19 protein-coding genes are annotated in these 22,276 nt (G+C 64.9%); 11 read left to right on the top strand and 8 right to left on the bottom strand.

The features are described 5' to 3' along the window. Window positions 1–10: 10 nt before the first annotated feature. Window positions 11–1,384, top strand: a complete 1,374-nt coding sequence (gene lpdA / locus AB4Y63_RS03870) for a dihydrolipoyl dehydrogenase (RefSeq protein WP_441789727.1) — start codon at window positions 11–13, stop codon at window positions 1,382–1,384. A gap of 66 nt (window positions 1,385–1,450) precedes the next feature. Continuing rightward, window positions 1,451–2,869, top strand: coding sequence for a 2-oxo acid dehydrogenase subunit E2 (locus AB4Y63_RS03865; protein ID WP_441789726.1), 1,419 nt, complete (start codon window positions 1,451–1,453; stop codon window positions 2,867–2,869). A 46-nt stretch (window positions 2,870–2,915) separates the two neighbouring features. Here AB4Y63_RS03865 and AB4Y63_RS03860 read toward each other — a convergent pair whose 3' ends face one another. Then, the gene (locus AB4Y63_RS03860) at window positions 2,916–4,556 is read right to left on the bottom strand and encodes a hypothetical protein (protein ID WP_441789725.1); all 1,641 of its coding nucleotides are present in this window, start codon (window positions 4,554–4,556) and stop codon (window positions 2,916–2,918) included. A gap of 175 nt (window positions 4,557–4,731) precedes the next feature. On the opposite strand from AB4Y63_RS03860, the gene AB4Y63_RS03855 reads away from it, so the two are divergent. Then, window positions 4,732–5,442, top strand: coding sequence for a DUF4191 domain-containing protein (locus AB4Y63_RS03855; protein WP_441789724.1), 711 nt, complete (start codon window positions 4,732–4,734; stop codon window positions 5,440–5,442). A gap of 48 nt (window positions 5,443–5,490) precedes the next feature. Here AB4Y63_RS03855 and AB4Y63_RS03850 read toward each other — a convergent pair whose 3' ends face one another. Together AB4Y63_RS03850 and AB4Y63_RS03845 are read right to left on the bottom strand one after the other, a co-directional pair. Continuing rightward, the gene (locus AB4Y63_RS03850; protein WP_441789723.1) at window positions 5,491–5,919 is read right to left on the bottom strand and encodes an RDD family protein; all 429 of its coding nucleotides are present in this window, start codon (window positions 5,917–5,919) and stop codon (window positions 5,491–5,493) included. A 9-nt stretch (window positions 5,920–5,928) separates the two neighbouring features. Continuing rightward, window positions 5,929–6,597 (bottom strand): hypothetical protein, encoded by a 669-nt coding sequence (locus AB4Y63_RS03845; protein ID WP_441789722.1) that lies wholly within the window; start codon window positions 6,595–6,597, stop codon window positions 5,929–5,931. Window positions 6,598–6,817: 220 nt separating this feature from the next. Here AB4Y63_RS03845 and glnA point away from each other — a divergent pair, with 220 nt between their 5' ends. Then, window positions 6,818–8,242: a type I glutamate--ammonia ligase gene (glnA, locus tag AB4Y63_RS03840; protein WP_441789721.1), complete on the top strand. Its 1,425-nt coding sequence runs from the start codon at window positions 6,818–6,820 to the stop codon at window positions 8,240–8,242. 159 nt (window positions 8,243–8,401) lie between these two features. After that, a complete protein-coding gene (locus tag AB4Y63_RS03835; protein WP_441789720.1) occupies window positions 8,402–8,830 on the top strand; it encodes an SRPBCC domain-containing protein in 429 nt (142 codons plus the stop codon). 54 nt (window positions 8,831–8,884) lie between these two features. Here AB4Y63_RS03835 and AB4Y63_RS03830 read toward each other — a convergent pair whose 3' ends face one another. Next, the gene (locus tag AB4Y63_RS03830) at window positions 8,885–11,890 is read right to left on the bottom strand and encodes a bifunctional [glutamine synthetase] adenylyltransferase/[glutamine synthetase]-adenylyl-L-tyrosine phosphorylase (protein WP_441789719.1); all 3,006 of its coding nucleotides are present in this window, start codon (window positions 11,888–11,890) and stop codon (window positions 8,885–8,887) included. Window positions 11,891–11,914: 24 nt separating this feature from the next. After that, complete coding sequence (locus AB4Y63_RS03825) at window positions 11,915–13,252, bottom strand: glutamine synthetase family protein (RefSeq protein WP_441789718.1); 1,338 nt, start codon at window positions 13,250–13,252, stop codon at window positions 11,915–11,917. Window positions 13,253–13,342: 90 nt separating this feature from the next. On the opposite strand from AB4Y63_RS03825, the gene panB reads away from it, so the two are divergent. After that, window positions 13,343–14,206 (top strand): 3-methyl-2-oxobutanoate hydroxymethyltransferase, encoded by an 864-nt coding sequence (gene panB, locus AB4Y63_RS03820; protein WP_441789922.1) that lies wholly within the window; start codon window positions 13,343–13,345, stop codon window positions 14,204–14,206. Here the strand turns inward: panB and AB4Y63_RS03815 are convergent, their stop codons facing one another. After that, window positions 14,207–14,395, bottom strand: a complete 189-nt coding sequence (locus tag AB4Y63_RS03815) for an SPOR domain-containing protein (RefSeq protein WP_441789717.1) — start codon at window positions 14,393–14,395, stop codon at window positions 14,207–14,209. A 12-nt stretch (window positions 14,396–14,407) separates the two neighbouring features. On the opposite strand from AB4Y63_RS03815, the gene map reads away from it, so the two are divergent. Continuing rightward, complete coding sequence (gene map / locus AB4Y63_RS03810; RefSeq protein ID WP_441789716.1) at window positions 14,408–15,274, top strand: type I methionyl aminopeptidase; 867 nt, start codon at window positions 14,408–14,410, stop codon at window positions 15,272–15,274. A gap of 148 nt (window positions 15,275–15,422) precedes the next feature. On the opposite strand, the gene AB4Y63_RS03805 is transcribed toward map, so the two are convergent. After that, on the bottom strand, window positions 15,423–16,025 hold the full coding sequence (locus tag AB4Y63_RS03805) for a mycothiol-dependent nitroreductase Rv2466c family protein (RefSeq protein ID WP_441789715.1): 603 nt from the start codon (window positions 16,023–16,025) through the stop codon (window positions 15,423–15,425). 69 nt (window positions 16,026–16,094) lie between these two features. On the opposite strand from AB4Y63_RS03805, the gene AB4Y63_RS03800 reads away from it, so the two are divergent. Beyond that, window positions 16,095–17,585: an SDR family NAD(P)-dependent oxidoreductase gene (locus AB4Y63_RS03800; RefSeq protein WP_441789714.1), complete on the top strand. Its 1,491-nt coding sequence runs from the start codon at window positions 16,095–16,097 to the stop codon at window positions 17,583–17,585. A 102-nt stretch (window positions 17,586–17,687) separates the two neighbouring features. Here the strand turns inward: AB4Y63_RS03800 and AB4Y63_RS03795 are convergent, their stop codons facing one another. Further along, window positions 17,688–17,828 (bottom strand): hypothetical protein, encoded by a 141-nt coding sequence (locus tag AB4Y63_RS03795; RefSeq protein WP_441789713.1) that lies wholly within the window; start codon window positions 17,826–17,828, stop codon window positions 17,688–17,690. A gap of 185 nt (window positions 17,829–18,013) precedes the next feature. Between AB4Y63_RS03795 and AB4Y63_RS03790 the strand changes: the two genes are divergently transcribed. The 3 genes from AB4Y63_RS03790 (at window position 18,014) to pepN (ending at window position 22,196) form a co-directional block, all read left to right on the top strand. Further along, window positions 18,014–19,120 (top strand): magnesium and cobalt transport protein CorA, encoded by a 1,107-nt coding sequence (locus tag AB4Y63_RS03790; protein WP_441789712.1) that lies wholly within the window; start codon window positions 18,014–18,016, stop codon window positions 19,118–19,120. Between the two features lie 120 nt (window positions 19,121–19,240). Further along, entirely contained in the window at window positions 19,241–19,459 is a 219-nt protein-coding gene (locus tag AB4Y63_RS03785; protein WP_441789711.1) for a hypothetical protein, read from the top strand. A gap of 193 nt (window positions 19,460–19,652) precedes the next feature. Continuing rightward, window positions 19,653–22,196, top strand: coding sequence for an aminopeptidase N (pepN, locus tag AB4Y63_RS03780; protein ID WP_441789710.1), 2,544 nt, complete (start codon window positions 19,653–19,655; stop codon window positions 22,194–22,196). The last annotated feature ends 80 nt before the right edge of the window (window positions 22,197–22,276 follow it).

Here is a 22,276-nt window from a genome sequence, read left to right as displayed (position 1 = left end):
GAGTAGCTGGGTGTCGGAACAGAATTTTGACATTGTCGTTCTCGGTGGAGGAAGCGGTGGATATGCAGCAGCGCTGCGTGCAGTCCAGCTCGGTTTCTCCGTTGGTCTGATTGAGAAGGACAAACTCGGCGGCACCTGCCTGCACCGTGGTTGCATCCCGACCAAGGCGCTGCTGCACTCGGCTGAGGTAGCCGATGTGAGCCGTGAGTCGTCGAAGTACGGGGTGTCGACCACGTTCGGTGGCATCGACATCCAGGGCGTCACCGCGTACCGCGAAGGCATCGTCTCGAGCAAGTACAAGGGTCTGCAGGGCCTGATCAAGGCTCGCGGCATCACGGTCATCCAGGGTGAAGGTCGCCTGATCTCCCCGACGACCGTGCAGGTCGGCGAAGACACCATCGTAGGCAAGAACGTCATCCTCGCCACGGGTTCCTACTCCCGTTCGCTTCCGGGTCTCGAACTCGGTGGCCGCGTCATCACCAGCGAGCAGGCTCTCGAGCTGAACTTCGTTCCGAAGAAGGTTGCCGTGCTCGGCGGCGGCGTCATCGGCGTCGAGTTTGCGAGCGTCTGGAAGTCCTTCGGCGCCGACGTGACGATCATTGAGGCTCTGCCCCACCTCGTTCCGAACGAAGAAGAATCGATCTCCAAGCAGCTGGAGCGCGCGTTCCGCAAGCGCGGCATCGAGTACTCGCTTGGCGTGCGCTTTGCAAGTGTCACGCAGAACGAGACCGGCGTCGTCGTCACGCTCGAAGACGGCAAGACGATTGAAGCCGAACTCCTGCTCGTCGCCGTGGGCCGTGGCCCGTCGACCGCCGGCCTCGGCTTCGAAGAAGTCGGCATCGCGATGGACCGCGGTTTCGTTCTCACCAACGAGCGCCTCGCCACCAACGTGCCCGGCGTCTACGCCGTCGGCGACATCGTTCCCGGCCTGCAGCTTGCACACCGCGGTTTCCAGCAGGGCATCTTCGTCGCCGAAGAGCTCGCCGGCTTGAACCCGATCATCGTTGAAGACGTGAACATCCCGAAGGTCACCTACTGTGACCCCGAGGTAGCGTCTGTCGGTTACACCGAAGCGAAGGCTGCTGAGAAGTTCGGCGCTGACCAGGTCACGAGCTACGAGTACAACCTCGGCGGCAACGGCAAGAGCGCGATCATCGGCACCACGGGTTCGGTCAAGGTTGTTCGTGTCAACGACGGCCCCGTCGTCGGCGTACACATGATCGGCGCCCGCGTCGGCGAACTGATCGGTGAAGGCCAGCTGGCGGTCAACTGGGAAGCATACCCAGAAGACATCGCCCCGCTGATCCACGCCCACCCCACACAGAACGAAGCACTCGGCGAAGCGTTCCTTGCTCTCGCCGGCAAGCCGCTTCACGCAATGTAACCGGCTTCCGGTTCACTGATTTCACTAATCTAACCCCAGACAAATGGTTTCAAAGGAGACAAGCGCATGAGCGAATCCGTCAGCCTCCCGGCACTCGGAGAGAGTGTCACAGAGGGCACGGTTACCCGCTGGCTCAAGAATGTAGGCGACCGCGTGGAGGTCGACGAGCCCCTGCTCGAAGTGTCGACCGACAAGGTTGACACGGAGATCCCCTCCCCCGTCGCCGGCGTGATCGAGGCAATCCTGGTTCAGGAAGACGAGACCGTCGAGGTCGGAACGATTCTCGTCACCATCGGTGACGGTTCAGCTGCTGCCGCAGCACCGGCCCCTGTTGCTGAGGCACCTGTTGCTGAGGCACCTGTTGCTGAGGCGCCCGTCGCACCGGCACCTGTCGCCGCACCGGCACCTGTCGCCGCACCGGTAGCAGCACCCGTTGCACCGGCACCCGTTGCCGCACCAGCCCCGGTTGCAGCTCCCGCACCTGTCGCCGCACCGGCACCGGTTGCATCTCCCGCACCTGTCGCCGCACCGGCACCGGCACCGGCACCTGTCGCCGCACCGGCACCCGCAGCAGCCCCGGCTGCCCGCGGCTCGCACGCCGGCACCTCCGGCTACGTCACCCCGATTGTGCGCAAGCTCGCCAACGAGGCCGGCGTCGACCTGTCGACGATCACCGGCACCGGTGTCGGTGGACGCATCCGCAAGCAGGACATCGCTTCGGCTTCGGCCTCGACTGCTCCGGCAACCGCACCGGTCGTTGCAGTGTCACCGCTGCGCGGCACCACCGTCCCGATGTCGCGACTGCGCAAGGTTGTGGCCGAGCGCGCCGTCATCTCGATGAACACGTCAGCCCAGCTGACCACCGTCGTCGAGGTTGACGTCACCCGCGTCGCAATTCTTCGCGACAAGATCAAGGGCGAGTTCCTGGCGAAGACCGGCAACAAGCTCTCGTTCCTGCCGTTCTTCGCTTTGGCTGCTGCCGAAGCGCTGCAGGCCAACCCGATCATCAACGCGACGATCGAGGGCGACTCCATCGTCTACCCGGCGCAGGAGAACATCAGCATTGCCGTTGAGACCGAGCGCGGATTGCTCACGCCCGTCGTGCGCGACGCTGCAGGCCTCGACATCGCAGGTTTCGCTGCACAGATCGCCGATCTGGCTGAGCGCACTCGCGAGAACAAGCTGAAGCCCGACGAGCTGTCCGGTGGAACGTTCACGCTGACCAACACCGGTTCGCGCGGCGCACTCTTCGACACCCCCGTCGTCTTCCTGCCGCAGAGCGCCATCCTTGGCACCGGCATCGTGTACAAGAAGCCGGTCGTTGTCACCAATGACGGCCTCGACTCGATCGCCATCCGCTCGACCGTCTACCTGGCACTGTCGTACGACCACCGCATCATCGACGGTGCCGACGCAGCCGGCTTCCTTGTCACCATGAAGAAGCGTCTGGAAGCCGGAGCTTTCGAAGCAAACCTCGGCCTGTAGGTCGAATCGGTTCTGACAACCCACGTCACTGTGGCGTCTGTCGGAATCAGTAGTCGAAGATCTCACGTACACGCCAACCGGCCTCGCCCCTGATCACCAGGAGCGAGGCCGGTTTGCTGTATCCCCGTTCGTCTGCCGGCGCTTCTCCTAGCTCAGTCGCTGTTGCGGTTGCGCCAGCTGAATCTTTCGCCGCCGGCTTCATGGTGACTTCAACCAGTGCCGAGTCTCCGTTCCGTTCGACGAGCCGAGCATCGGTTTCGAACAGCTGCACCACCGGATCGCCCGCATTCTGCTGTGCGATGCGTACGGTGTATCGGTCAGCTGCCATCGCTGCCGAGCCGGCCTGATCAACCGTGTCAAGACACAGCACCGACGATTCGGCGAGGCAGACGGCTCGCACGGCGAGCAGGGCCATTGCAGCAGCCACCGGGTCGTCAGCGGCGATCGCCTCACGCTCGGCAGCCGTGCCAGCGACGATTGGCGAAGGATCGGACTCGGCGGTTACCGCATCGGAGTTCTCGGCCGCAACCTCTTCGTCGACCGCCCCCGTCGACAGTGCGCCGAGAGCGAGACTGCTGAGCCCGATCGCCAGTGCCGCCGCAACCAGAATCGGCCGGGAGTGGAGACGTTTTCGCAGCCTGGCCGAGAACGTGCTCAGCTCGGCTGCACCATGCTCGGCACTATCGCGCTCGGCAAACGGTCCGCGGAGGGCAGTCGCGATCCGATCGGCCGCATGCTGAATTCGGTTTCGCACGACTGGCGGCGGTCGCTCCGCAACAGCGCGCTCACGCGGCGGCGGCACGGCGACCTGTTCAATCCTCCGCAGGGGGAAGTCCGTCAGCGGTGCATCGTGGGCGGCGACCGGTCGGCGCATCCGCAGCGCCTCGCCCGGCGCCCACGCGAACAATGCGGCTTCCAGCCCGTCGAGACACTCAGGAATCGAGAGGTGATCGGCCGCTTCTTCGCCCCAACCCGCAATCCCCTCGGCATGCCGTGCTCCGCCGCTGGCGGGGTCAACCGCTGCGAAAACCTCGCGCATCACTCTGATCAACCGCTCGTAGTCGTTGCGCAGCAGGTCCCGGCGCACTCGCGCAGCGGTCGCCGGCGGTGGGAGAAGCTCGAGTGCACCGAACTTGTCAATAACCGGCCGCCCTTCGGCCGTGAGCGTGATCGCTGTCACCGACAGGTCGGGCAGAGCGAACCCGGCCTCGTGCAACGCCGCGAGCGAAGACACGATCGGAGCCAGGATGGTCACGGCCTCGCCCGGGGACAGTGGCGTGTACGCGCGCAGATAACGAACCAGGGAACCACCGGCCAAATGCTCCAGCACCAGAACCACTCGACCGTCGGCCAGGTTCGCCACGTCGAGAAGAGCACCGATCGAGCCGGGGACGAGCACGGACCGCACCGCGAGCTCGTGGTCGATCTGGGAGCTCGCTGACTCAGTGCGAAACAGCTTGAGCGTCACGATGTTCGAGGCGACATCGCCAAGTTCTCCGTGCCCACCGTGGCCAAGGTAAAGATCTGCGTCGGCGTCGGTTCCCAGCTTCCGTCCGAGCTGGTAGCCGGCAATCTCCGACAATCGCTCAGCCGCTGCCGCCGCCGTCGGCTCGACGTTCCACGTCACGGGATCAACCGGGCCGAGGGGTTCGCCGGCGTGAGGCGACTTCTGTTTGCGTGATCTCACGCCTGCCATCGTCGTTGACCGGCACTCCGACATCCGCGACCTGTCACGATTCGTGGATAACCGGCCAGTCACTCGCCTGGTGAGAACCTCGGAATCTACTGAAACGGGGATTGAGCGTCAGTCAGGGGCCGGAATCGGTCACGCGGCATTCGACGGACTCGGTAGTGTTAGAACCATGGCACGCAGCAAGGATAAGACTCCCCGCAAACCCAAAGAACCAGGCCGCTTGAAGCAAATGTGGCAGGTCTTCCAGATGACGAGACGCTACGACTCGAAGATCACACTCTTCTTGATTCTGGCGTTCCTCGTTCCGGTTGCGCTCGGTCTTGCTCTCGCCTTCATCTTCTCGCCCGGCAACGTTCTGTCGCTGGTGCTCTGGATCGTCGCCGGTGTGCTCGGTGGCGTGTTGGCCATGCTCATCATTCTCGGCCGTCGTGCAGAGAAGGCCGCCTACTCCCAGATCGAAGGCCAGCCGGGCGCCGTCGGCGCCGTTCTGCGCAGCTCGTTGAAGCGCGGCTGGGTCGGCAGCGAAATGCCGGTTGCCGTCAACGGCAAGACGCAAGATGCCGTCTACCGGGCCGTCGGCCGCGGTGGCGTCGTCTTGATCAGTGAAGGCCCGCGTTCCCGCACCGCTCGGATGATCGACGATGAGCGTCGCAAGGTCGCCAAGGTGCTCGGCAACGTCACCGTCACGACGATTTCGGTCGGCCCCGACGCGGATGCCGTGCCACTGCACAAGCTGGCCCGCCGCCTGACGCGCATCAAGCCGACCTTGACCAAGGCCGAGGTACTCGCGGTCAACAACCGTCTGAGCTCCCTCGGAACCGCACTGCCGATTCCGAAGGGCGTCGACCCGTTCAAGGCGCGTCCGCAGCGCGGCCGCTAGGCCTCACCCCGCCAGCGTCTTTCATCGCCGGCACGGTATCTCGGTTCGCTACGCGCGGATCAGAACCGTGCCGGCGATTTTGTCATGAAAGCCGCGCTGGTCTGAATCCCAGACGAGTGCCGGCACGACGATGCCGAGAAGCACCGAACGGACGACCGGTCGCCAGAGGCCGACCCAGCCGCCGGCCAGAGCGACGACGCGCAGGCCGAGCAGGCGGTGGCCGATGCTGCCGCCGAGTGTGGGGATGAAGATGATCTGCATGCCAACGAAGACGAGCGTCGTGGCGAAACCGTTGTAGTCGAAGAACAGACTCGACACGACGACGGCCAGGGCCCAGTCGATCCCCAGTGCCGCGAAACGGCGCCCGACCCGTGCCACAGAGCGGGGTCCACGTTCGGGAAGACCGAGGCGCTCCCCCGGCCATTCGCTCGGGGCAAGCTGCCCAAAAGAGACGGATTTCGATGAGGAGTCAGACACGTCTCAATACTAACGAGCGCGCCTGGACGTTGTGCCCCCGGGCACCGACGTTGGGACCGCGGCCGTGCAAACCCGCCGGTGCGGGATGGACGAGGCAAGCGCCAGCAGGAGGAGGAAGGACAATGCCAACGCTCCGACCCAGGCACCCCTCGGTTCGGTGAGGGCGAGGCGGGAACCGCCGATCGCGGGAGTCACGAGTACGAGAGCTACAGCCAGGGCGGCGCTCACAACTCCGCTGAGAACACGCACCCAACCCGGGCCCCGGCGGGACACGGCGTAGCCGCCACCGAGTCCGATCAGGGCTACCGCGATGGCCCCACCGCCGAGACCTTGCGTCAACAGGACGACGATCGCGCCGGGACCGAGGAGTGGGGCGATCGCAAACGCGAGCGGCGCGAGTGCGAGCCAGCGCCATCCTCTGCGCCCGCCGTCGCGTCTCATCGCTTCAGCCCAGCCAAGCAGCCCGCCGACCAGGGCGCCAGGGAGGAGCACTGCGCCGAATGTGCCCCACCAGGAGAAGGCAGATGCGGCGCCGGCGAGTTCGACCATGTAGGCCCGGAACCCTGCGGCCCAGGCCAGTCCGCACAGGGCGCCCAACGCGATGATCGCCGTGAGTTGAGCGGGAGCGCGGTGCTTCTCCCTGGCTCGGGCTGCTGGTACGGGGATTCCGTCGGACATTCTCGGTTTCGCGATGGTGCGTCGCTGATGCCACCATCCTGTTCGCTTGCTCGTGAATCTAGTCCTGCGACGTTGGTCGAGCAAGAACGAGACAGTTCGCGGAGGCGCCACGTAACATGCGCGAAACATTCGCGTCACCCTCGAGAAACGACGCTCGACTACGCTCGACCATGGCCGCAGTGCGCGACTGTCCCAGAACCACGCCGTTTGGAGTTCCAGCATGTTCCGCGATTCCTCAGAAGTGCTCAAATTCATCAAAGAGACCGATGTCAAGTTCCTCGACATCCGTTTCACCGACATGCCGGGTGTGCAGCAGCACTTCAACATCCCGGCAGCAACAGTCGATGAGGAGTTCTTCACCGTCGGCCAGTTGTTCGACGGCTCCTCGATCCGCGGTTTCGCGTCGATCCACGAGTCGGATCTGCAGCTGATCCCCGACGTCACCACGGCGTACATCGACGCGTTCCGCGCCGAGCGCACGCTCATCATGCTCTTCGACATCTACAACCCGCGCAACGGTGAGATCTACTCGAAGGACCCGCGTCAGGTTGCCAAGAAGGCCGAGAAATACCTCGCCTCCACCGGCATCGCCGACACCGCGTTCTTCGCTCCCGAGGCCGAGTTCTACATCTTCGATGACGTGCGTTACGAAGTGAACCAGCACTCGAGCTTCTACTCGGTCGACTCGAGCGAAGGCGCCTGGAACTCGGGCCGCAAGGAAGAGGGCGGCAACCTCGCCAACAAGACCCCCTTCAAGGGCGGCTACTTCCCCGTCAGCCCGGTCGACCAGCACGCCGACCTGCGTGACGACATCTGCCTCAAGCTGATCGACGCCGGACTCATCCTCGAGCGCAGCCACCACGAGGTGGGCACCGGCGGACAGGGCGAGATCAACTACCGCTTCGACACCATGGTCGCCGCAGCCGACGACATCCTCAAGTTCAAGTACATCGTCAAGAACACGGCGCACGAATGGGGCAAGACCGCCACCTTCATGCCGAAGCCCCTCTTCGGCGACAACGGCTCTGGCATGCACACCCACCAGTCGCTCTGGGCCGACGGCAAGCCGTTGTTCTACGATGAGGCCGGCTATGGCGGACTCTCCGACCTGGCCCGCTGGTACATCGGTGGTCTGCTCAAGCACGCCCCGGCTGTGCTCGCCTTCACCAACCCGAGCGTGAACTCGTTCCGTCGCCTGGTTCCAGGCTTCGAAGCTCCGGTCAACCTGGTCTACTCGGCCGGAAACCGCTCGGCATGCATCCGCATCCCGATCACGGGAACCAACCCGAAGGCCAAGCGCATCGAGTTCCGCGTGCCCGACGGCGCGAGCAACCCGTACCTCGCCTTCGCCGCCCAGCTGATGGCCGGCCTTGACGGAATCAAGAACCGTATCGAGCCGCACGAGCCGGTCGACAAGGACCTCTACGAGCTGCCGCCCGAAGAAGCCAAGAACATCCCGCAGCTGCCGGCGTCGCTGGATGCCGCGCTCGACGCGCTGGAAGCCGACCACGACTTCCTGCTCGCCGGCAACGTCTTCACGCCGGAGCTCATCGAGACCTGGATTGCGTTCAAGCGCGAGCACGAGATCAAGCCGCTCGCTGCACGTCCGCACCCGTTCGAGTACGAGCTGTACTACGGCGTCTAAGCCACACAGCACACACGCTGGGGCCGCATCCTTTCGAGGAGGCGGCCCCAATGTCGTTAACGCATATTGGTGCTCCGGATGCCGGCACTGCGGAGTAGCGTGGCGGCAAGCGCGCTGATTCGAACCGCCAGAATGATGCCAATGTAGGAGGAGACTTCGATGACAGAGAACTACGTAGCGACATCGAGCATCACGATCGCCGCGCCGCAGGAGCGCGTGTGGGCGGTGCTCACCGACCCGGGGTCGATCAAGGAGTTCATGTTCGGCACTGATGTCGAGACCGACTGGTCGGTCGGCAGTCCGATTACATGGCGCGGAGTGTGGGAGGGCAAGCCCTACGCGGACACGGGCGTGATTCTTGAGGTTGAACCGGGTCGGCGACTCGTGAATACCCATTTCAGTCCGTTAAGCGGCCAGGAAGATGTCCCGGAGAACCGGCACACCCTCACCTGGACTCTCGATGATGAGGGCGACACAACGCTGCTCACACTGTCGCAGGACAACAATCCGAGCGTTGAAGCTGCCCAGCATTCGAAAGGAATGTGGGACAGTCTGGTCACGAACGTGAAGTTGATCGCGGAGCGCTAGTAGAGCTAGTCAGGCTCTCGACTTCACCCTCGCCAAGCCGAGTGTGCACGTTCGCTAGGCCGGCCCGTAGAACTCCCGCTCGAAGACTGCACGCGAGCGACGGGTGACGGCCAGGTAGTCCTCGTCGAGCTGGTTCGCCGACCCGGGCGGATACTCCATCACCCGGGCGATCCCCTCGAGCTGGGTGCGATCGATGGGGAGTACGTCGGACGTTTTGTTGGTCCAGAGGGTGATCGCCGACCGCGCCCGCGACGCGAACACCCACGCCGCACGCAGCGTCGCCGCATCCGGCTCAGCGACCAGCCCGGCCAGACTCGCTTCGTGCAAAGTGTGCAGCGTCGAAGTCGAGCGAAGCGCCGGGATATCCGCGGCGTGCTGCAACTGCAACAGCTGCACAAACCATTCGACGTCGCTCAACGACCCGCGGCCGAGCTTCAGGTGCCGGGTCGGGTCTGCGCCCTGCGGCAGACGTTCGCTCTCGACCCGGGCCTTGATGCGTTTGACCTCACGCACGTCTTGCTCGGCGATCGCCGTCGGGTAGCGCACGGTGTCGGCGATCTCTTCAAAGTCGCGCAGAAGGCCTTTGTCGCCCGCAACGCCACGCGCGCGGAGGAGCGCCTGCGCCTCCCAGGTCAGCGACCAGCGACGATAGTACGCGGCGTAGGAGTCCAGCGACCGCACGACAACGCCGTTCTTGCCCTCAGGCCGCAAGCCGATGTCGAGATCGAGCGGCAACCGGTTGTCCTCGGTGAGCCGGTTGAGCTCACGCACAATGAACTTGGCGCGGTCGTGAGCGGCGTCGCCCTCGAGAGCCGCGGCACGAAAGACATACATCACATCGGCGTCGGAACCGAAGCCGAGCTCGGCCCCACCGAACCGCCCCATGGCGATCACGCCGAACTCGATGCCGTCGCCGTCGCCCTCGTCGGCGGCAAGGCCGCTCCCGCGGATTGCGGCAGTGACCGCCTGGATGTGGGTCGCCGTGACATCCGACAGGCCGCGCGCCAGCTCGTCGAGGCTGAGCTCGCCGAGAAGAGCGGAGAAAGCGAGACGCAGTACCTCACGGCGGCGCGCGGTGCGCAGGACGCCGGCCGCGGCATCCGCGCTGGAATGGCGGGACAGAACCGCCCTGGCCTCTTCCTGCAGCACCGACAACGGGCGCGGGCGCAGATCATCGGGATCTTCAAGCCAGGCGACGGCCTCGGGAATGGTTTCGAGGAGTTCGCCGATGAAACGTGATCCGGAGAGCACCCGGGTGAGTCGCTCCGCGGCCCCCGAGGAGTCCCGCAGCATACGCAAGAACCAGTACGTCGAGCCGAGGTCGTCGCTCAGCCGGCGGAACGCGAGAAGTCCGTAGTCCGGGTCAGCGCCCTCCGAAAACCACTGCAACAGCACCGGCAGCAAATGCCGTTGAATCGTCGCCCGGCGGGACACTCCCCCGGTGAGCGCGGCGATATGGGCCAGGGCGCCGGCGGTGTTGCGAAAACCGATCGCTGCCAGGCGAGCCTCAGCCTGCCCGCTCGTGAGGTTCAATCCCTCAGCCGGAAGTGCAGCGACCGCGGAGAGCAGCGGGCGGTAGAACAGCCGCTCGTGCAGCCCACGCACACGCTGTTTTGTCTCCGACCAGAGCGTGCGGAGGCCTGCCGCACTCGTGGCCAAGCCGGTTGCGCGGGCCAGCACCCGCAAGTGCTCCTCATCGCGCGGCAGCAGATGGGTGCGTCGGAGACGGGCGAGCTGAAGCCGGTGCTCCATCAATCGCAGCACCCGGTAATCGTGGGCGAAGTCGGTGGCCTCGGCGCGTCCGATATAGCCGGCGTCGGCTAGCGCGGTCAGGGCGGGCAGCGTGCCCGGCTGGCGCACCGCCGGGTCGACCTGCCCGTGCACGAGCTGGAGCAGCTGCACGGTGAATTCGATGTCGCGCAGGCCGCCAGGACCCAGTTTCAGCTGGATGTCGACCTCGTCGTCGGGGATGTTGGCCGTGACGCGCTCGCGCATCCGCTGTACCGACTCGACGAAGTTGTCGCGGCTCGCGCTTGACCACACCTTCGGCGCCAGGGCATCGACGTAGGTACGTCCGAGTTCGAGATCGCCGGCGAGCGGACGCGCCTTGAGCAACGCCTGGAACTCCCAACTCTTCGCCCATCGGTCGTAGTAGGCGAGGTGCGACTCCAATGAGCGCACGAGCGCGCCGTCTTTGCCCTCGGGGCGGAGGTTCGGGTCGACCTCCCACAACTCGGGCTCCAGCGCCGCCTCGTTGATGCCTCGCATCATCAGAATGGCCAGGCGGGTGGCGACCTCGACAGCGCGCGCGCTGGACAGCCCGGCCGCTTCATCGCCGGCGGCCACGAAGATCACGTCGACGTCGCTGACGTAGTTGAGCTCCGACGCACCGGCTTTGCCCATTCCAATCACCGCGAGACGCGTGGCGGCGACCTCGGCCGTCGGGTAGACGCCCGGTGCGGGCACCTCGGCGGCAGACATGGTGCGGGCAACGGCCAGCGCGGCCTCCAGTGCGGCAGCGGCGAGATGCGCGAGCGTTTCGGCGATGCGGGGAACCCCGGCGACCGGATCCTCCTGCTCGAGGTCGAAGGCCGCGAGTTCGGCCAGGCGCCGCCGGTAGCGGACGCGCAGTGCAACCCAGGCCGGCTCGGCGACGAGTGTCGCAAAGCCGTTGACCGCCCCGACGGAGTCGAGAAGATCGGCCAGAAGTTCGGCGGCATCCGGAACGTCGGTGCGGGTGGCGGCGAGCACCGACAACTCAGACGGATGCCGCAAGAAGAATTCCGCCACCCCATCTGAGGCGCCGAGCACGACCAGGAGACGCTGGGCGGCGACCGGGTCGGCCAGGAGCGCCTGCACCTGCTCCGGCGACTGACGGAGCAGCTCGAGCAGCGAGCCGAGCGCGGCATCCGGGCTCGCCGCCCGAGCCAGCATCGGCAACAACTCGGCCGCGTCGGGCGCACCGAGTTCCTCGGCTTCAGCGAGGCGGGCGCGCACGGCGCTGAGCTCGCTGAAGCCGACGCGGGCCAGCGCAGTGAGGTTCAGTTGATCACGTGCCATGGTGTTGCGTTACACCCCTGGCGGTTAGAGCATCTCGAGGTTCTTGCGAAGCTCGAACGGYGTCACCTGGGCGCGGTAGTCCCTCCACTCCTGACGCTTGTTGAGCAGCACGTAGTTGAACACCTGCTCCCCCAGCGTTTCGGCGACGAGCTCTGAGTTCTCCATGGCTTCGATGGCCTGATCGAGACTGGCCGGCAGCGGGTGGAAACCGAGCGCACGACGTTCCGTGTCGGTCAGGCTCCAGACGTTGTCTTCTGCCTCGGGCGGCAGCTCGTAGCCCTCTTCGATGCCCTTGAGGCCGGCGGCCAGCATGAGCGAGTAGGCGAGGTAGGGGTTGGCCGCGGAGTCCATCGCCCGGTACTCGATGCGTGAACTCTGGCCCTTGTTGGGCTTGTAGAGCGGAACACGCACGAGCGCCGAACGGTTGTTGTGACCCCAGCAGACGAAGCTCGGAGCTTCGTCGCCACCCCAGAGACGCTTGTAGGAGTTGACGAACTGGTTGGTGACCGCAGTGATCTCCGGCGCGTGACGCAGCAGGCCGGCGATGAACTGACGACCGATCTTCGACAGCTGGTACTGCGCACCGGCCTCATAGAACGCGTTGGTGTCACCTTCGAACAGCGACACGTGGGTGTGCATGCCGGATCCCGGGTGGTCAGACATCGGCTTCGGCATGAACGTGGCGTAGACGCCCTGTTCGATGGCCACCTCTTTGATGACCGTGCGGAAGGTCATGATGTTGTCGGCGGTGGTGAGCGCGTCGGCATAGCGCAGATCGATCTCGTTCTGGCCGGGGCCAGCCTCGTGGTGGCTGAACTCCACCGAAATGCCGAGATCTTCGAGCATGCGAACGGAACGGCGACGGAAGTCGTGAGCGGTGCCACCGGGAACGTTGTCGAAGTAGCCGGCCGAGTCGACCGGAACCGGTCCGTCCTTGCCGACCTTCGACGACTTCAGCAGGTAGAACTCGATCTCAGGATGCGTGTAGAACGTGAACCCGCGTTCGGCGGCCTTTGCGAGGGTGCGCTTCAAGACGTTGCGCGGGTCGGCGACAGCCGGCTGCCCGTCGGGCGTGGTGATGTCGCAGAACATGCGGGCGGTCGGGTCGACTTCACCGCGCCAGGGCAGAATCTGGAACGTGGTGGGGTCCGGATGCAAGAGCACGTCGGCCTCAAACGACCGGGTCAGTCCCTCAATGGCCGAGCCGTCGATCCCGAGGCCTTCGATGAAGGCTCCCTCGACCTCTGCGGGCGCAATGGCAACTGATTTGAGGGTGCCGACGACATCCGTGAACCAGAGTCGAATGAACTTGATGCTCCGTTCCTCGATAGTTCGAAGTACGAAGTCGCGTTGCTTATCCATCCACGCCCTTTCTTGTCGTGTCTAGGCTACTTGCTCTGTCCTGGTTTACGAGCGAAAACGGGCCGTGACTACACTGAACTCATGCCAGAGATGACAGCGTCAGACGCCTCAAGCACGCCCTCAGAACAGAATCCGTATGGGGCGGCTCCGGCCGGACCCAAACGGGTGCGCACCCGGCACTTTCAGACGGCGAAGCAGCAGGGCATCCCGATCACGGGTTTGACCAGCTACGACATGATGACAGCGCAGATCTTCGATCAGGCCGGCATCGACTTTCTGCTCGTGGGCGACTCGGCGGGCAACAACGTCTTCGGTTACGAGAGCACCCTGCCGGTCACCGTTGACGAGCTCATTCCGTTGACCCGCGCGGTGGCGCTGGCCGTGAAGCGCGCGCTGGTCATTGCCGACATGCCGTTCGGTTCCTATGAAGGCGGCAAGGAAGAGGCATTGCACACCGCAGTGCGCTTCATGAAGGAGTCACACTCACACGCGGTCAAGCTCGAGGGCGGGGTGCGCAGCCGCAAGCAGATCAAACGGATCGTCTCGGCCGGTATCCCGGTGATGGCACACATCGGTTTCACACCGCAGAGCGAGCACGGGCTGGGCGGGCATCTCATCCAGGGCCGCGGTTCAGGCGCCGAGAAGTTGATCGAAGATGCCCTGGCCGTTCAGGATGCCGGCGCGTTCGCGGTCGTGCTGGAGATGGTGCCGGGCTCAGTGGCCGCCGAAGTGACCAAGCGGCTGGAAATTCCGACGATCGGTGTCGGCGCCGGACCGGATGTCGACGGCCAGCTGATGGTCTGGACCGATTTTGCGGGCATGAGCGAAGGCCGGGTTCCCCGATTCGTCAAGCAATACGCGAATGTGCGCAACGTTCTGAAGGATGCCGTGCATCAGTTCAGAGACGACGTCGCCACCGGCGCCTACCCGGCGCCGGAACACAACTATGAGTAGCTAGCGACCCTCTTCGCGGTCTTCCTCAGCCCACTTGGCGCTGTTCTCACGCAGCTTCTCCAGGGCGTGCGCAGCCTCCTCGCGCGTGTTGAACGGACCAACGCGATCGATTGACGGTGAGACGTAGCCTTGCTCGACGTCACCGGTGCGCATATTGTACCAAAACAGTTTCTCAGTGTCCTCGGCCATAAGCTTGATCCTATGCCTAAGGATTCTGCCGGTCACCTTGTTCCTGGAACGGTCTCAGCGACCCGTTCCGTCCCTTCTTCTATTCCGCGTCCGGAATATGTTGGAAAGAAGGGGCCGTCGCCCTTCACCGGCTCCGACGTGTACTCGCCGGAGAAGATCGAGCTGATCCGTGAGTCGGGTCGGATTGCGGCGCAGGCGATCGAGGCCGTCGGCCGTGCCGTGCGTCCCGGCGTGACAACCGAAGAGCTGGATGCCATCGGGCACGAGTTCGTGATTGCTCACGGCGCGTACCCCTCAACGCTCGGCTACCGCGGTTACCCCAAGTCGCTCTGCAGCTCGGTCAACGAAGTGATCTGTCACGGCATCCCCGACGACACGGTGCTGGAGAACGGCGACATCGTGAACATCGACATCACCGCCTTCAAAAACGGTGTGCACGGCGACAGCAACATGACGTTCATCGTCGGCGAGGCGAGCACCGAGGTCACCGATCTCGTTGAGCGCACGCGTGAGGCGCTCGCCCGCGGCATCAAGGCTGTCGCCCCCGGCCGCGAGGTGAACGTGATCGGTCGCGCCATCGAGAGCTACGCCAAGCGCTTCGGCTACGGGGTCGTGCGTGACTTCACCGGTCATGGCGTCGGCGAGGCCTTCCACTCGGGCCTGATCATCCCCCACTACGACTCCGCGCCGACCTACAACACGGTGATGGAACCGGGCATGGTCTTCACGATCGAGCCGATGCTCACCCTCGGCACCTACGAGTGGGACATGTGGGCCGACGACTGGACGGTCACGACCAAAGACAAGAGCATCACCGCACAGTTTGAGCACACTCTCGTGGTGACCGAGCGTGGTGCCGAGATTCTGACGCTCCCGTAGCTCGTCACGACTGACCCCGCCGAGGCTGACCTCGCCGAGTTTGACCGTTGCGGTCGAGATCGCCTGGTAGAACAGGGATTCTCGACCGGAACTGTCAAACTCGGCGGAAGTAATGCAGCGGGTGGGGCGGATGCGGCGGGTTGGCTCGTTAGTCGAAGATCGGCTCGCGCGTGCGCGTGCGCTTGATTTCGAAGAATCCGTCGTAGGCCGCAGCCGCGACGACACCGTCCCAGAGCGCGAGGGCTTGCTCGCCCTTCGGCGCGGGCGAAACCACCGGGCCGAAAAAGGCGACGCCGTTGACCGAAATCACGGGCGTGCCGACATCCTGGCCGACCCGATTGATTCCTTCGAAGTGGCTGGCGCGCATCTGCGGGTCATGCGCGTCGCTGTCGGCGTGCGCGGCGAACTCGGCGGGAAGGCCGACCTCGGCCAGTGCGGCGGGGATGACCTCGTCGGGGTCGATGCTGCCGCCGGGGTGAATGCGGGTTCCGAGCGCGTCGTAGAGCGGCTTGACGATCTCTTGGCCGTGCACTTCCTTCGCCGCCGCGACCAGGCGGGTGTACTTGAGTGCACGCGGGAAGAACGCCTTGTATTCCTCGCTGACATCGTTGTTCTCGTTGAGCACGGCCAGGCTCATCACATTCCAGGTGACGTCGAGATCGCGCTGCGCGGCCACCTCATCCACCCAGCGGGAAGTCATCCAGGCCCAGGGGCACGACGGGTCAAACCAGAACTCAACGGAATCAGTCATGCGATAACCCTAAACGTGGACTCCTGCATGCAACGCCGACTCCCAGCGTGGTCATCGTAGAATTATCTGATGACCTCGGAGCCTGAATCCCCCGCGACCGCCTCGCACATCGACCCTCACGACCTTGAGGTCACCCTGCGGGTTTTGGCGTCGCTCGCCGACGTCGACCCCGACGACCCCAACTTCACGACCGTGCGCCAGGCGACCGCCAAGATGTTCAAGTCGGTCAAGGTCGTGCGCCGCGCCGAAAAGCGCCAAGCCATCGCCGAAGCCGACCGCGACGTCATCGCCGCCACCGCAACAGGGGCTCCGACGCGCATCGACGACGAAACGCGTGGCGCCCAGCTGACACGGGGCACGGATGCCCCCACCGCCGGCGAGCTGCTCGTCGCACGCCCGTGCTACATCTGTAAGCAGCGCTACACCCTGGTTGACGCGTTCTACCACCAGCTCTGCCCGAGCTGCGCGGCGATGAGCCACGCCAAGCGTGACGCCCGCACGGACCTCACCGGAAAACGTGCCCTGCTCACCGGTGGACGCGCCAAGATCGGCATGTACATCGCGCTGCGGCTGTTGCGCGACGGCGCGCACACCACGATCACCACGCGGTTCCCGCGCGACGCGGTGCGCCGTTTCGCCGCGATGCCCGACTCCGCCGATTGGCTGCACCGCCTGCGCATCGTCGGCATCGACCTGCGCGATCCGGCCCAGGTGATCGGCCTGGCCGATTCCGTGGCCGAGCAGGGTCCGCTCGACATCCTGATCAACAACGCTGCGCAGACCGTGCGCCGCTCCCCCGGCTCCTACTCCCCGCTGGTCGAGGCGGAGTCGTCGCCGCTGCCCGAGGGCGAGATGCCGGAGATCGTGAGCTTCGGGCACACGAATGATGCGCATCCGCTTGCCCTGGCCGCTTCGGTCGCCAGCCACCCGATTCTGGCCGCTGCGTCGCTCGCCGGCGCCGGACCGTTGACCGCCGAAGACCTGACCAACCTGGCGCTGGCACCCGGCTCCTCGTCGCTGGCCCGCCTCGCCGCAGGCACCGCCATCGACGCCGGCGGCCTCGTTCCCGATCTGCACAAGGAGAACAGCTGGACGGCGAACGTCGAAGACGTCGACCCGCTGGAGATGCTCGAAGTGCAGCTCTGCAACACGACGGCGCCGTTCATCCTCGTCAGCCGGCTGCGCGCATCCATGGCCTCGTCACCGGCTCGACGTACCTACGTCGTCAACGTCTCGGCGATGGAGGGTGTCTTCGGTCGCGGCTACAAGGGTCCAGGCCACCCGCACACGAACATGGCGAAGGCCGCGATGAACATGCTCACACGAACCAGCGCCAAGGAGATGCTCAGCGACGGCATTCTGATGACGAGCGTCGACACTGGCTGGATCACCGACGAGCGGCCTCACCCGACCAAGGTGCGCTTGGCCGAAGAGGGCTTCCACGCTCCGCTCGATCTGGTGGACGGCGCGGCGCGGGTTTACGACCCGATCGTGCGCGGCGAGGCCGGCGAAGATCTGACCGGTGTCTTCATGAAGGACTACAAGCCCGGCACCTGGTAGCCCTTGCCGCTGGCGGCTCGATTGACTGGCGCCAAGTAGTCAGCACAGTGCGCTGTGCGGCACTCTTCGCCGCACAGCGCACATCGGGGCTTTCTCACGCGCTTAGGTGCGCTTCCTCATATGCGCGATAGTATCGACATCCTCCTCCGAGGGGTGGGCCTTTTCCCTCTTGGCCGCGCGTTTCTGTTTGATGGTCAGCCCATGCTTCTTGTCGTTGTGATGGTGCGGCGACTTGTCAGGCATTGTCTGCTCCTCCGTTGGGGGCCCGGAGGCCCGGGGCTCTGCGTTTGCTACAGCGCACGGTACGCCTTTTTCCTCAAAACGCACCCGACTTTCACGCTGAGCGTCATTGTGTCTCGCGACGGGCGATCGCGGTCGAACATTACGCTTGCAGGGATACCTCGCCCGAACCAACGAAAGCGAATGAGATGCCTCAGCGACAGCAGGACGGCGCACAACCGCGGCGGAGCGGCCTGTTTCGACGTGGCACCACGGGCGACGCGCCCAGCGACGCTGCGACGACTCGACGCACCCGCTACATCGTCGACGGACGGCTGGCCACTGCGCCGCTGAACACCTCGATAGCGGAGGCCCTCACGTACTCCGTCGCGGCGCCAGGCCGCATCGCGTTGTGCCTTTTTCCCACCCCAACCGGTGCAGACATCGACGAATTGGCGGAGGCATGGGACCTGCATCCTGTGCTCGTCGAGGATTTACAACAGGCCGGCCAGCGTCCAAAGTTGGAGCGCTATGGCGATGTGCTGTTTCTCGTTGTGCGGTCGGCGCGCTACGTCGACGAGGTTGAAGAGGTCGACTTCTCTGAGTTCCACATCCTCGTGCGGCCCAACGCCGTCGCTGTACTGTGCCAGGACGGCCGGTGGATAGACGGTACCGATGATTCGACTCTCCCGAACAGTGATGTCGACATCGAAGGGAAAACCCTTCTTGACAACGAAAGCCTTCTCAGCCTCGGCCCGGAAGCGGTCGTCTACCGGTTGCTCGACGCCATCGTCGATGGCTACACGCCCGTGCTGCGCGGGTTGGCGATCGACAAGGAACAGATCGAACGGCAGGTGTTCAGCGGGGATTCCGCCGTCACAGAGCGCATTTATCGGTTGAGTCAAGAAGTCATCGATCTCAGGCACGCAACCTCGTCACTCATCGACGTGCTCGAGTCGCTCAGAAAGGGATTTGATCGATATGGCATCCCCGACGCGTTGCAGACCTACCTGCAAGACGTTGCCGATCATCTAACCGTGGTCGACGCCCGCGTCTCGGAGCTTCGAGATGCCCTGTCGCAGATATTGAGCGTTAACGCGACGCTCGTCTCGCAGCGGCAGAACGAAGACATGAAGAAGATCTCCGGTTGGGCCGCGATTCTCTTCGCCCCCACCCTGATCGCTGCCGTCTATGGAATGAACTTCGACACCATGCCTGAGCTGCACTGGGCGTTCGGGTATCCGCTCGCGGTCGGTGGAATGCTCGCATTCGCCGCCGTGCTGTACATCACCTTCAAACTCAAGAAATGGATGTAGCGCAGGCCGAAGCGCCACTGCCTCCGACCGCCCCTGCCCGTGCACAACTGACGCGCGTATCGTGAGAGGTAGACATCGATGGCCTCAGTGCTGTCGAAGTGCGCCCAGAGGAGGACCCTCATGAACATGACACAACTACCGTCAATCGAGCGGTGGTGGCCCGGGCTTGATATCCCGGCCAAGCGTTGGCTGCTGGAGCACCCCGAGGAGCCGCTGCCGGTGCATATAGTCACCGAGATCTCCCTGCTCTGCAACCTCGAGATCACGCCGGAAGGCGAGATCACGCTCACCACTGCCGAACACAACTTCATCACCACGCAAATGGAGTCAGTCGACTGAGGTCGGTCACCCCACTCGTCCAGTTCAACCGCTCAGTTCAACCGCTGAGTTCGTTCCGTGAATTCGGCGCCTGTGTTGTGCCCTGCTGCACCCCCAGAAAACGGGGTGTCGGCCTCCAGACATGGCTAGGCTTGATCTCTGTGCACCGGCGCCACGAGCGCTGGTGATTCCCTGAACTGAATTGGAGAAATCGTTGCCCGGAGAAAACCTGACCAGGGTCGAAGCCCAGGAGCGTGCTGCGCTCGTCACCGTTCACAGTTACGACGTCGTGCTTGACCTGACCACCGGTCCGGAGACCTTCGCGAGCACGACCACCGTGACGTTCGCGTCGACGCCCGGCGCCTCGACCTTTATCGACGCCATCACGCGCACCGTGCACTCGGTCACCCTCAACGGCGTGGAGCTTGACCCGGCCGTCGTGAGCGACGGCATCCGCATTCAGCTGGACGATCTCGACGACGAGAACGAGCTGACCGTCGTCGCCGACGCCGAGTACACCAACACCGGTGAGGGCCTGCACCGTTTCGTTGACCCCGTCGACAACGAGGTCTACCTCTACAGCCAATTCGAGGTGCCCGACTCCCGCCGCATGTTCGCGGTGTTCGAGCAGCCCGACCTCAAGGCCTCCTTCGCCTTCACCGTGACCGCCCCGGCCGCCTGGGAAGTCGTCTCCAACTCCACGACACCTGAACCTGTCGATGCCGGCAACGGCGCCAAGACCTGGGCGTTCGCCCCGACGCACATCATGTCGAGCTACATCACCGCGCTCGTCGCCGGCCCGTACGCCGTCGTGCGCAGCGAACTGACCTCGCGGGATGGCCGCACCATCCCGCTCGGCGTGTTCAGCCGCAAGAGCCTGTCGGAGTTTCTCGACGCCGACTACATCTTCGAGAAGACCCGTCAGGGCTTTGGCTACTTCGAGGAGAAGTTCGACTTCGCCTACCCGTTCGACAAGTACGACCAGCTCTTCGTGCCCGAGTTCAACGCGGGAGCCATGGAGAACGCCGGCGCCGTCACGTTCACCGAGAGCTACGTCTTCCGCTCAAAGGTCACCGACGCGATCAAGGAACGCCGCGTCGTCACCATCCTGCACGAGCTTGCCCACATGTGGTTCGGCGACCTCGTCACCATGAAGTGGTGGAACGACCTCTGGCTGAACGAGTCGTTCGCCGAGTGGGCGTCGACGATCGCCACCGCCGAGGCCACCGAGTGGACCGAAGCCTGGACCACCTTCGCCGCGATGGAGAAGAGCTGGGCCTACAAGCAGGACCAGCTGCCGTCGACCCACCCCGTCGTCGCCACGATCAACGACCTCGAAGACGTGCTCGTCAACTTCGACGGCATCACCTACGCCAAGGGCGGTTCGGTGCTCAAGCAGCTCGTCGCCTGGGTCGGCATCGACGCCTTCTTCACCGGCGTCGCCGCGTACTTCAAGAAGCACGCCTGGGGCAACACCGAACTGAGCGACCTCATGGTCGAGCTCGAGGCCGCCAGCGGCCGCGACCTGTCGGAGTGGACGAAGCTGTGGCTCGAGACGGCCGGCGTGAACACGCTGCGTCCCGAGATCGAGGTGGACGCATCCGGCATCATCACCGGCTTCGCCGTGCTGCAGAGCGCCGCCGCCGACTACCCGACGATCCGCCCGCACCGCCTCGCGATCGGTTTCTACACGATGCGGGACGGCGCGCTCGTGCGCACGAACCGCATCGAACTGGATGTCGACGGTGTGCGCACGGACGTCGCCGAGCTCGTCGGTCAGGCTCGTCCCGACCTCGTGCTGCTGAACGATGACGACCTCGCCTATGCGAAGATCCGTCTCGACGACGCGTCACTGGCTGTCGCCATCGAGAACCTGGCCGCGATCGAAAGCCCGCTGGCCCGCTCACTCGTCTGGGGTTCGGCCTGGGATGCGACTCGCGACGCCGAAACGTCGCCGCGTGACTTCGTGCGCCTGGTGCTGAACAACATCGCCACCGAGACCGAGTCGACGACGCTCCGCACGGTGCTCGGCCAGGTCGTGCTGACCGCGACGCAGTACGTCGCGGAGGCGCACCGCGCCGCGACGGTCACCGAGGTCGGCGACGCGCTCTGGGCTCTCGCGCAGAACGCCGAGGCCGGCAGCGACGCACAATTCCAGTTCGTCAAGTTCTTCGCCGCCATCGCCGGCACCGACGCACAGCTTGACGCGATCGCGGCGCTCCTCGATGGCTCAGCTCCGCTGGCTTCGCTGGAGATCGACACCGACCTGGCCTGGGAGCTGCTCACCGCCCTCGTGGCCGGTGGCCGCGCCGGAACCGCCGAGATCGACGCCGCACTGGCGGCCGACAACACCGCCAACGGTGCGCAGTCGGCCGCGCAGGCTCGGGCCTCGATTCCGACCGCAGAGGGCAAGCTCGCCGCTTGGTCGTCGCTGATCGACGTCGACACGGCGCCGAACACCATTGTTCGGGTGACGGCGGCCGGATTCCTCCGCGCCAACGACACCGCGCTGCTCGAGCCGTTCGTGGCGAAGTACTTCGACGCGCTGCAGACCGTCTGGGAGTCGCGGGCCTACGCGATCGCCGAGAAGCTGATCATCGGCCTGTACCCGTCGCCGTTGGCCAACCAGGAACTCGTCGACGCGACCCACGCCTGGCTGAACGCCAATGCCGAGCCGCCGGCTCTCCGCCGCCTGGTAATCGAGAACGTCGCCGGCGTGGAGCGCGCACTCGCCGTGCAGGCGCGCGACGCCGAGTAAGCAGTTCGCTCGCTCGATCGTTCGATCTCGACAGGCTCGATCCCCGGTGTTCCGGGGGCCGGGCCTGTCGGTCGTTAACC

Origin of the sequence: Leifsonia sp. YAF41 (assembly GCF_052113185.1) — a bacterium.
Lineage (GTDB): Bacteria > Actinomycetota > Actinomycetes > Actinomycetales > Microbacteriaceae > Cryobacterium.
This window is presented reverse-complemented; position numbering and strand designations above follow the sequence as displayed.

Coding starts and splice junctions, on each gene's coding strand:
- AB4Y63_RS03865 (WP_441789726.1), top strand. CDS start 1,451: ATGAGCGAATCCGTCAGCCTCCCGGCACTCGGAGAGAGTGTCACAGAG.
- AB4Y63_RS03785 (WP_441789711.1), top strand. CDS start 19,241: ATGAACATGACACAACTACCGTCAATCGAGCGGTGGTGGCCCGGGCTT.
- AB4Y63_RS03830 (WP_441789719.1), bottom strand. CDS start 11,890: ATGGCACGTGATCAACTGAACCTCACTGCGCTGGCCCGCGTCGGCTTC.
- AB4Y63_RS03795 (WP_441789713.1), bottom strand. CDS start 17,828: ATGCCTGACAAGTCGCCGCACCATCACAACGACAAGAAGCATGGGCTG.
- panB (WP_441789922.1), top strand. CDS start 13,343: ATGACAGCGTCAGACGCCTCAAGCACGCCCTCAGAACAGAATCCGTAT.
- AB4Y63_RS03790 (WP_441789712.1), top strand. CDS start 18,014: ATGCCTCAGCGACAGCAGGACGGCGCACAACCGCGGCGGAGCGGCCTG.
- AB4Y63_RS03835 (WP_441789720.1), top strand. CDS start 8,402: ATGACAGAGAACTACGTAGCGACATCGAGCATCACGATCGCCGCGCCG.
- map (WP_441789716.1), top strand. CDS start 14,408: ATGCCTAAGGATTCTGCCGGTCACCTTGTTCCTGGAACGGTCTCAGCG.
- AB4Y63_RS03845 (WP_441789722.1), bottom strand. CDS start 6,597: ATGTCCGACGGAATCCCCGTACCAGCAGCCCGAGCCAGGGAGAAGCAC.
- AB4Y63_RS03805 (WP_441789715.1), bottom strand. CDS start 16,025: ATGACTGATTCCGTTGAGTTCTGGTTTGACCCGTCGTGCCCCTGGGCC.
- AB4Y63_RS03815 (WP_441789717.1), bottom strand. CDS start 14,395: ATGGCCGAGGACACTGAGAAACTGTTTTGGTACAATATGCGCACCGGT.
- AB4Y63_RS03800 (WP_441789714.1), top strand. CDS start 16,095: ATGACCTCGGAGCCTGAATCCCCCGCGACCGCCTCGCACATCGACCCT.
- AB4Y63_RS03855 (WP_441789724.1), top strand. CDS start 4,732: ATGGCACGCAGCAAGGATAAGACTCCCCGCAAACCCAAAGAACCAGGC.
- glnA (WP_441789721.1), top strand. CDS start 6,818: ATGTTCCGCGATTCCTCAGAAGTGCTCAAATTCATCAAAGAGACCGAT.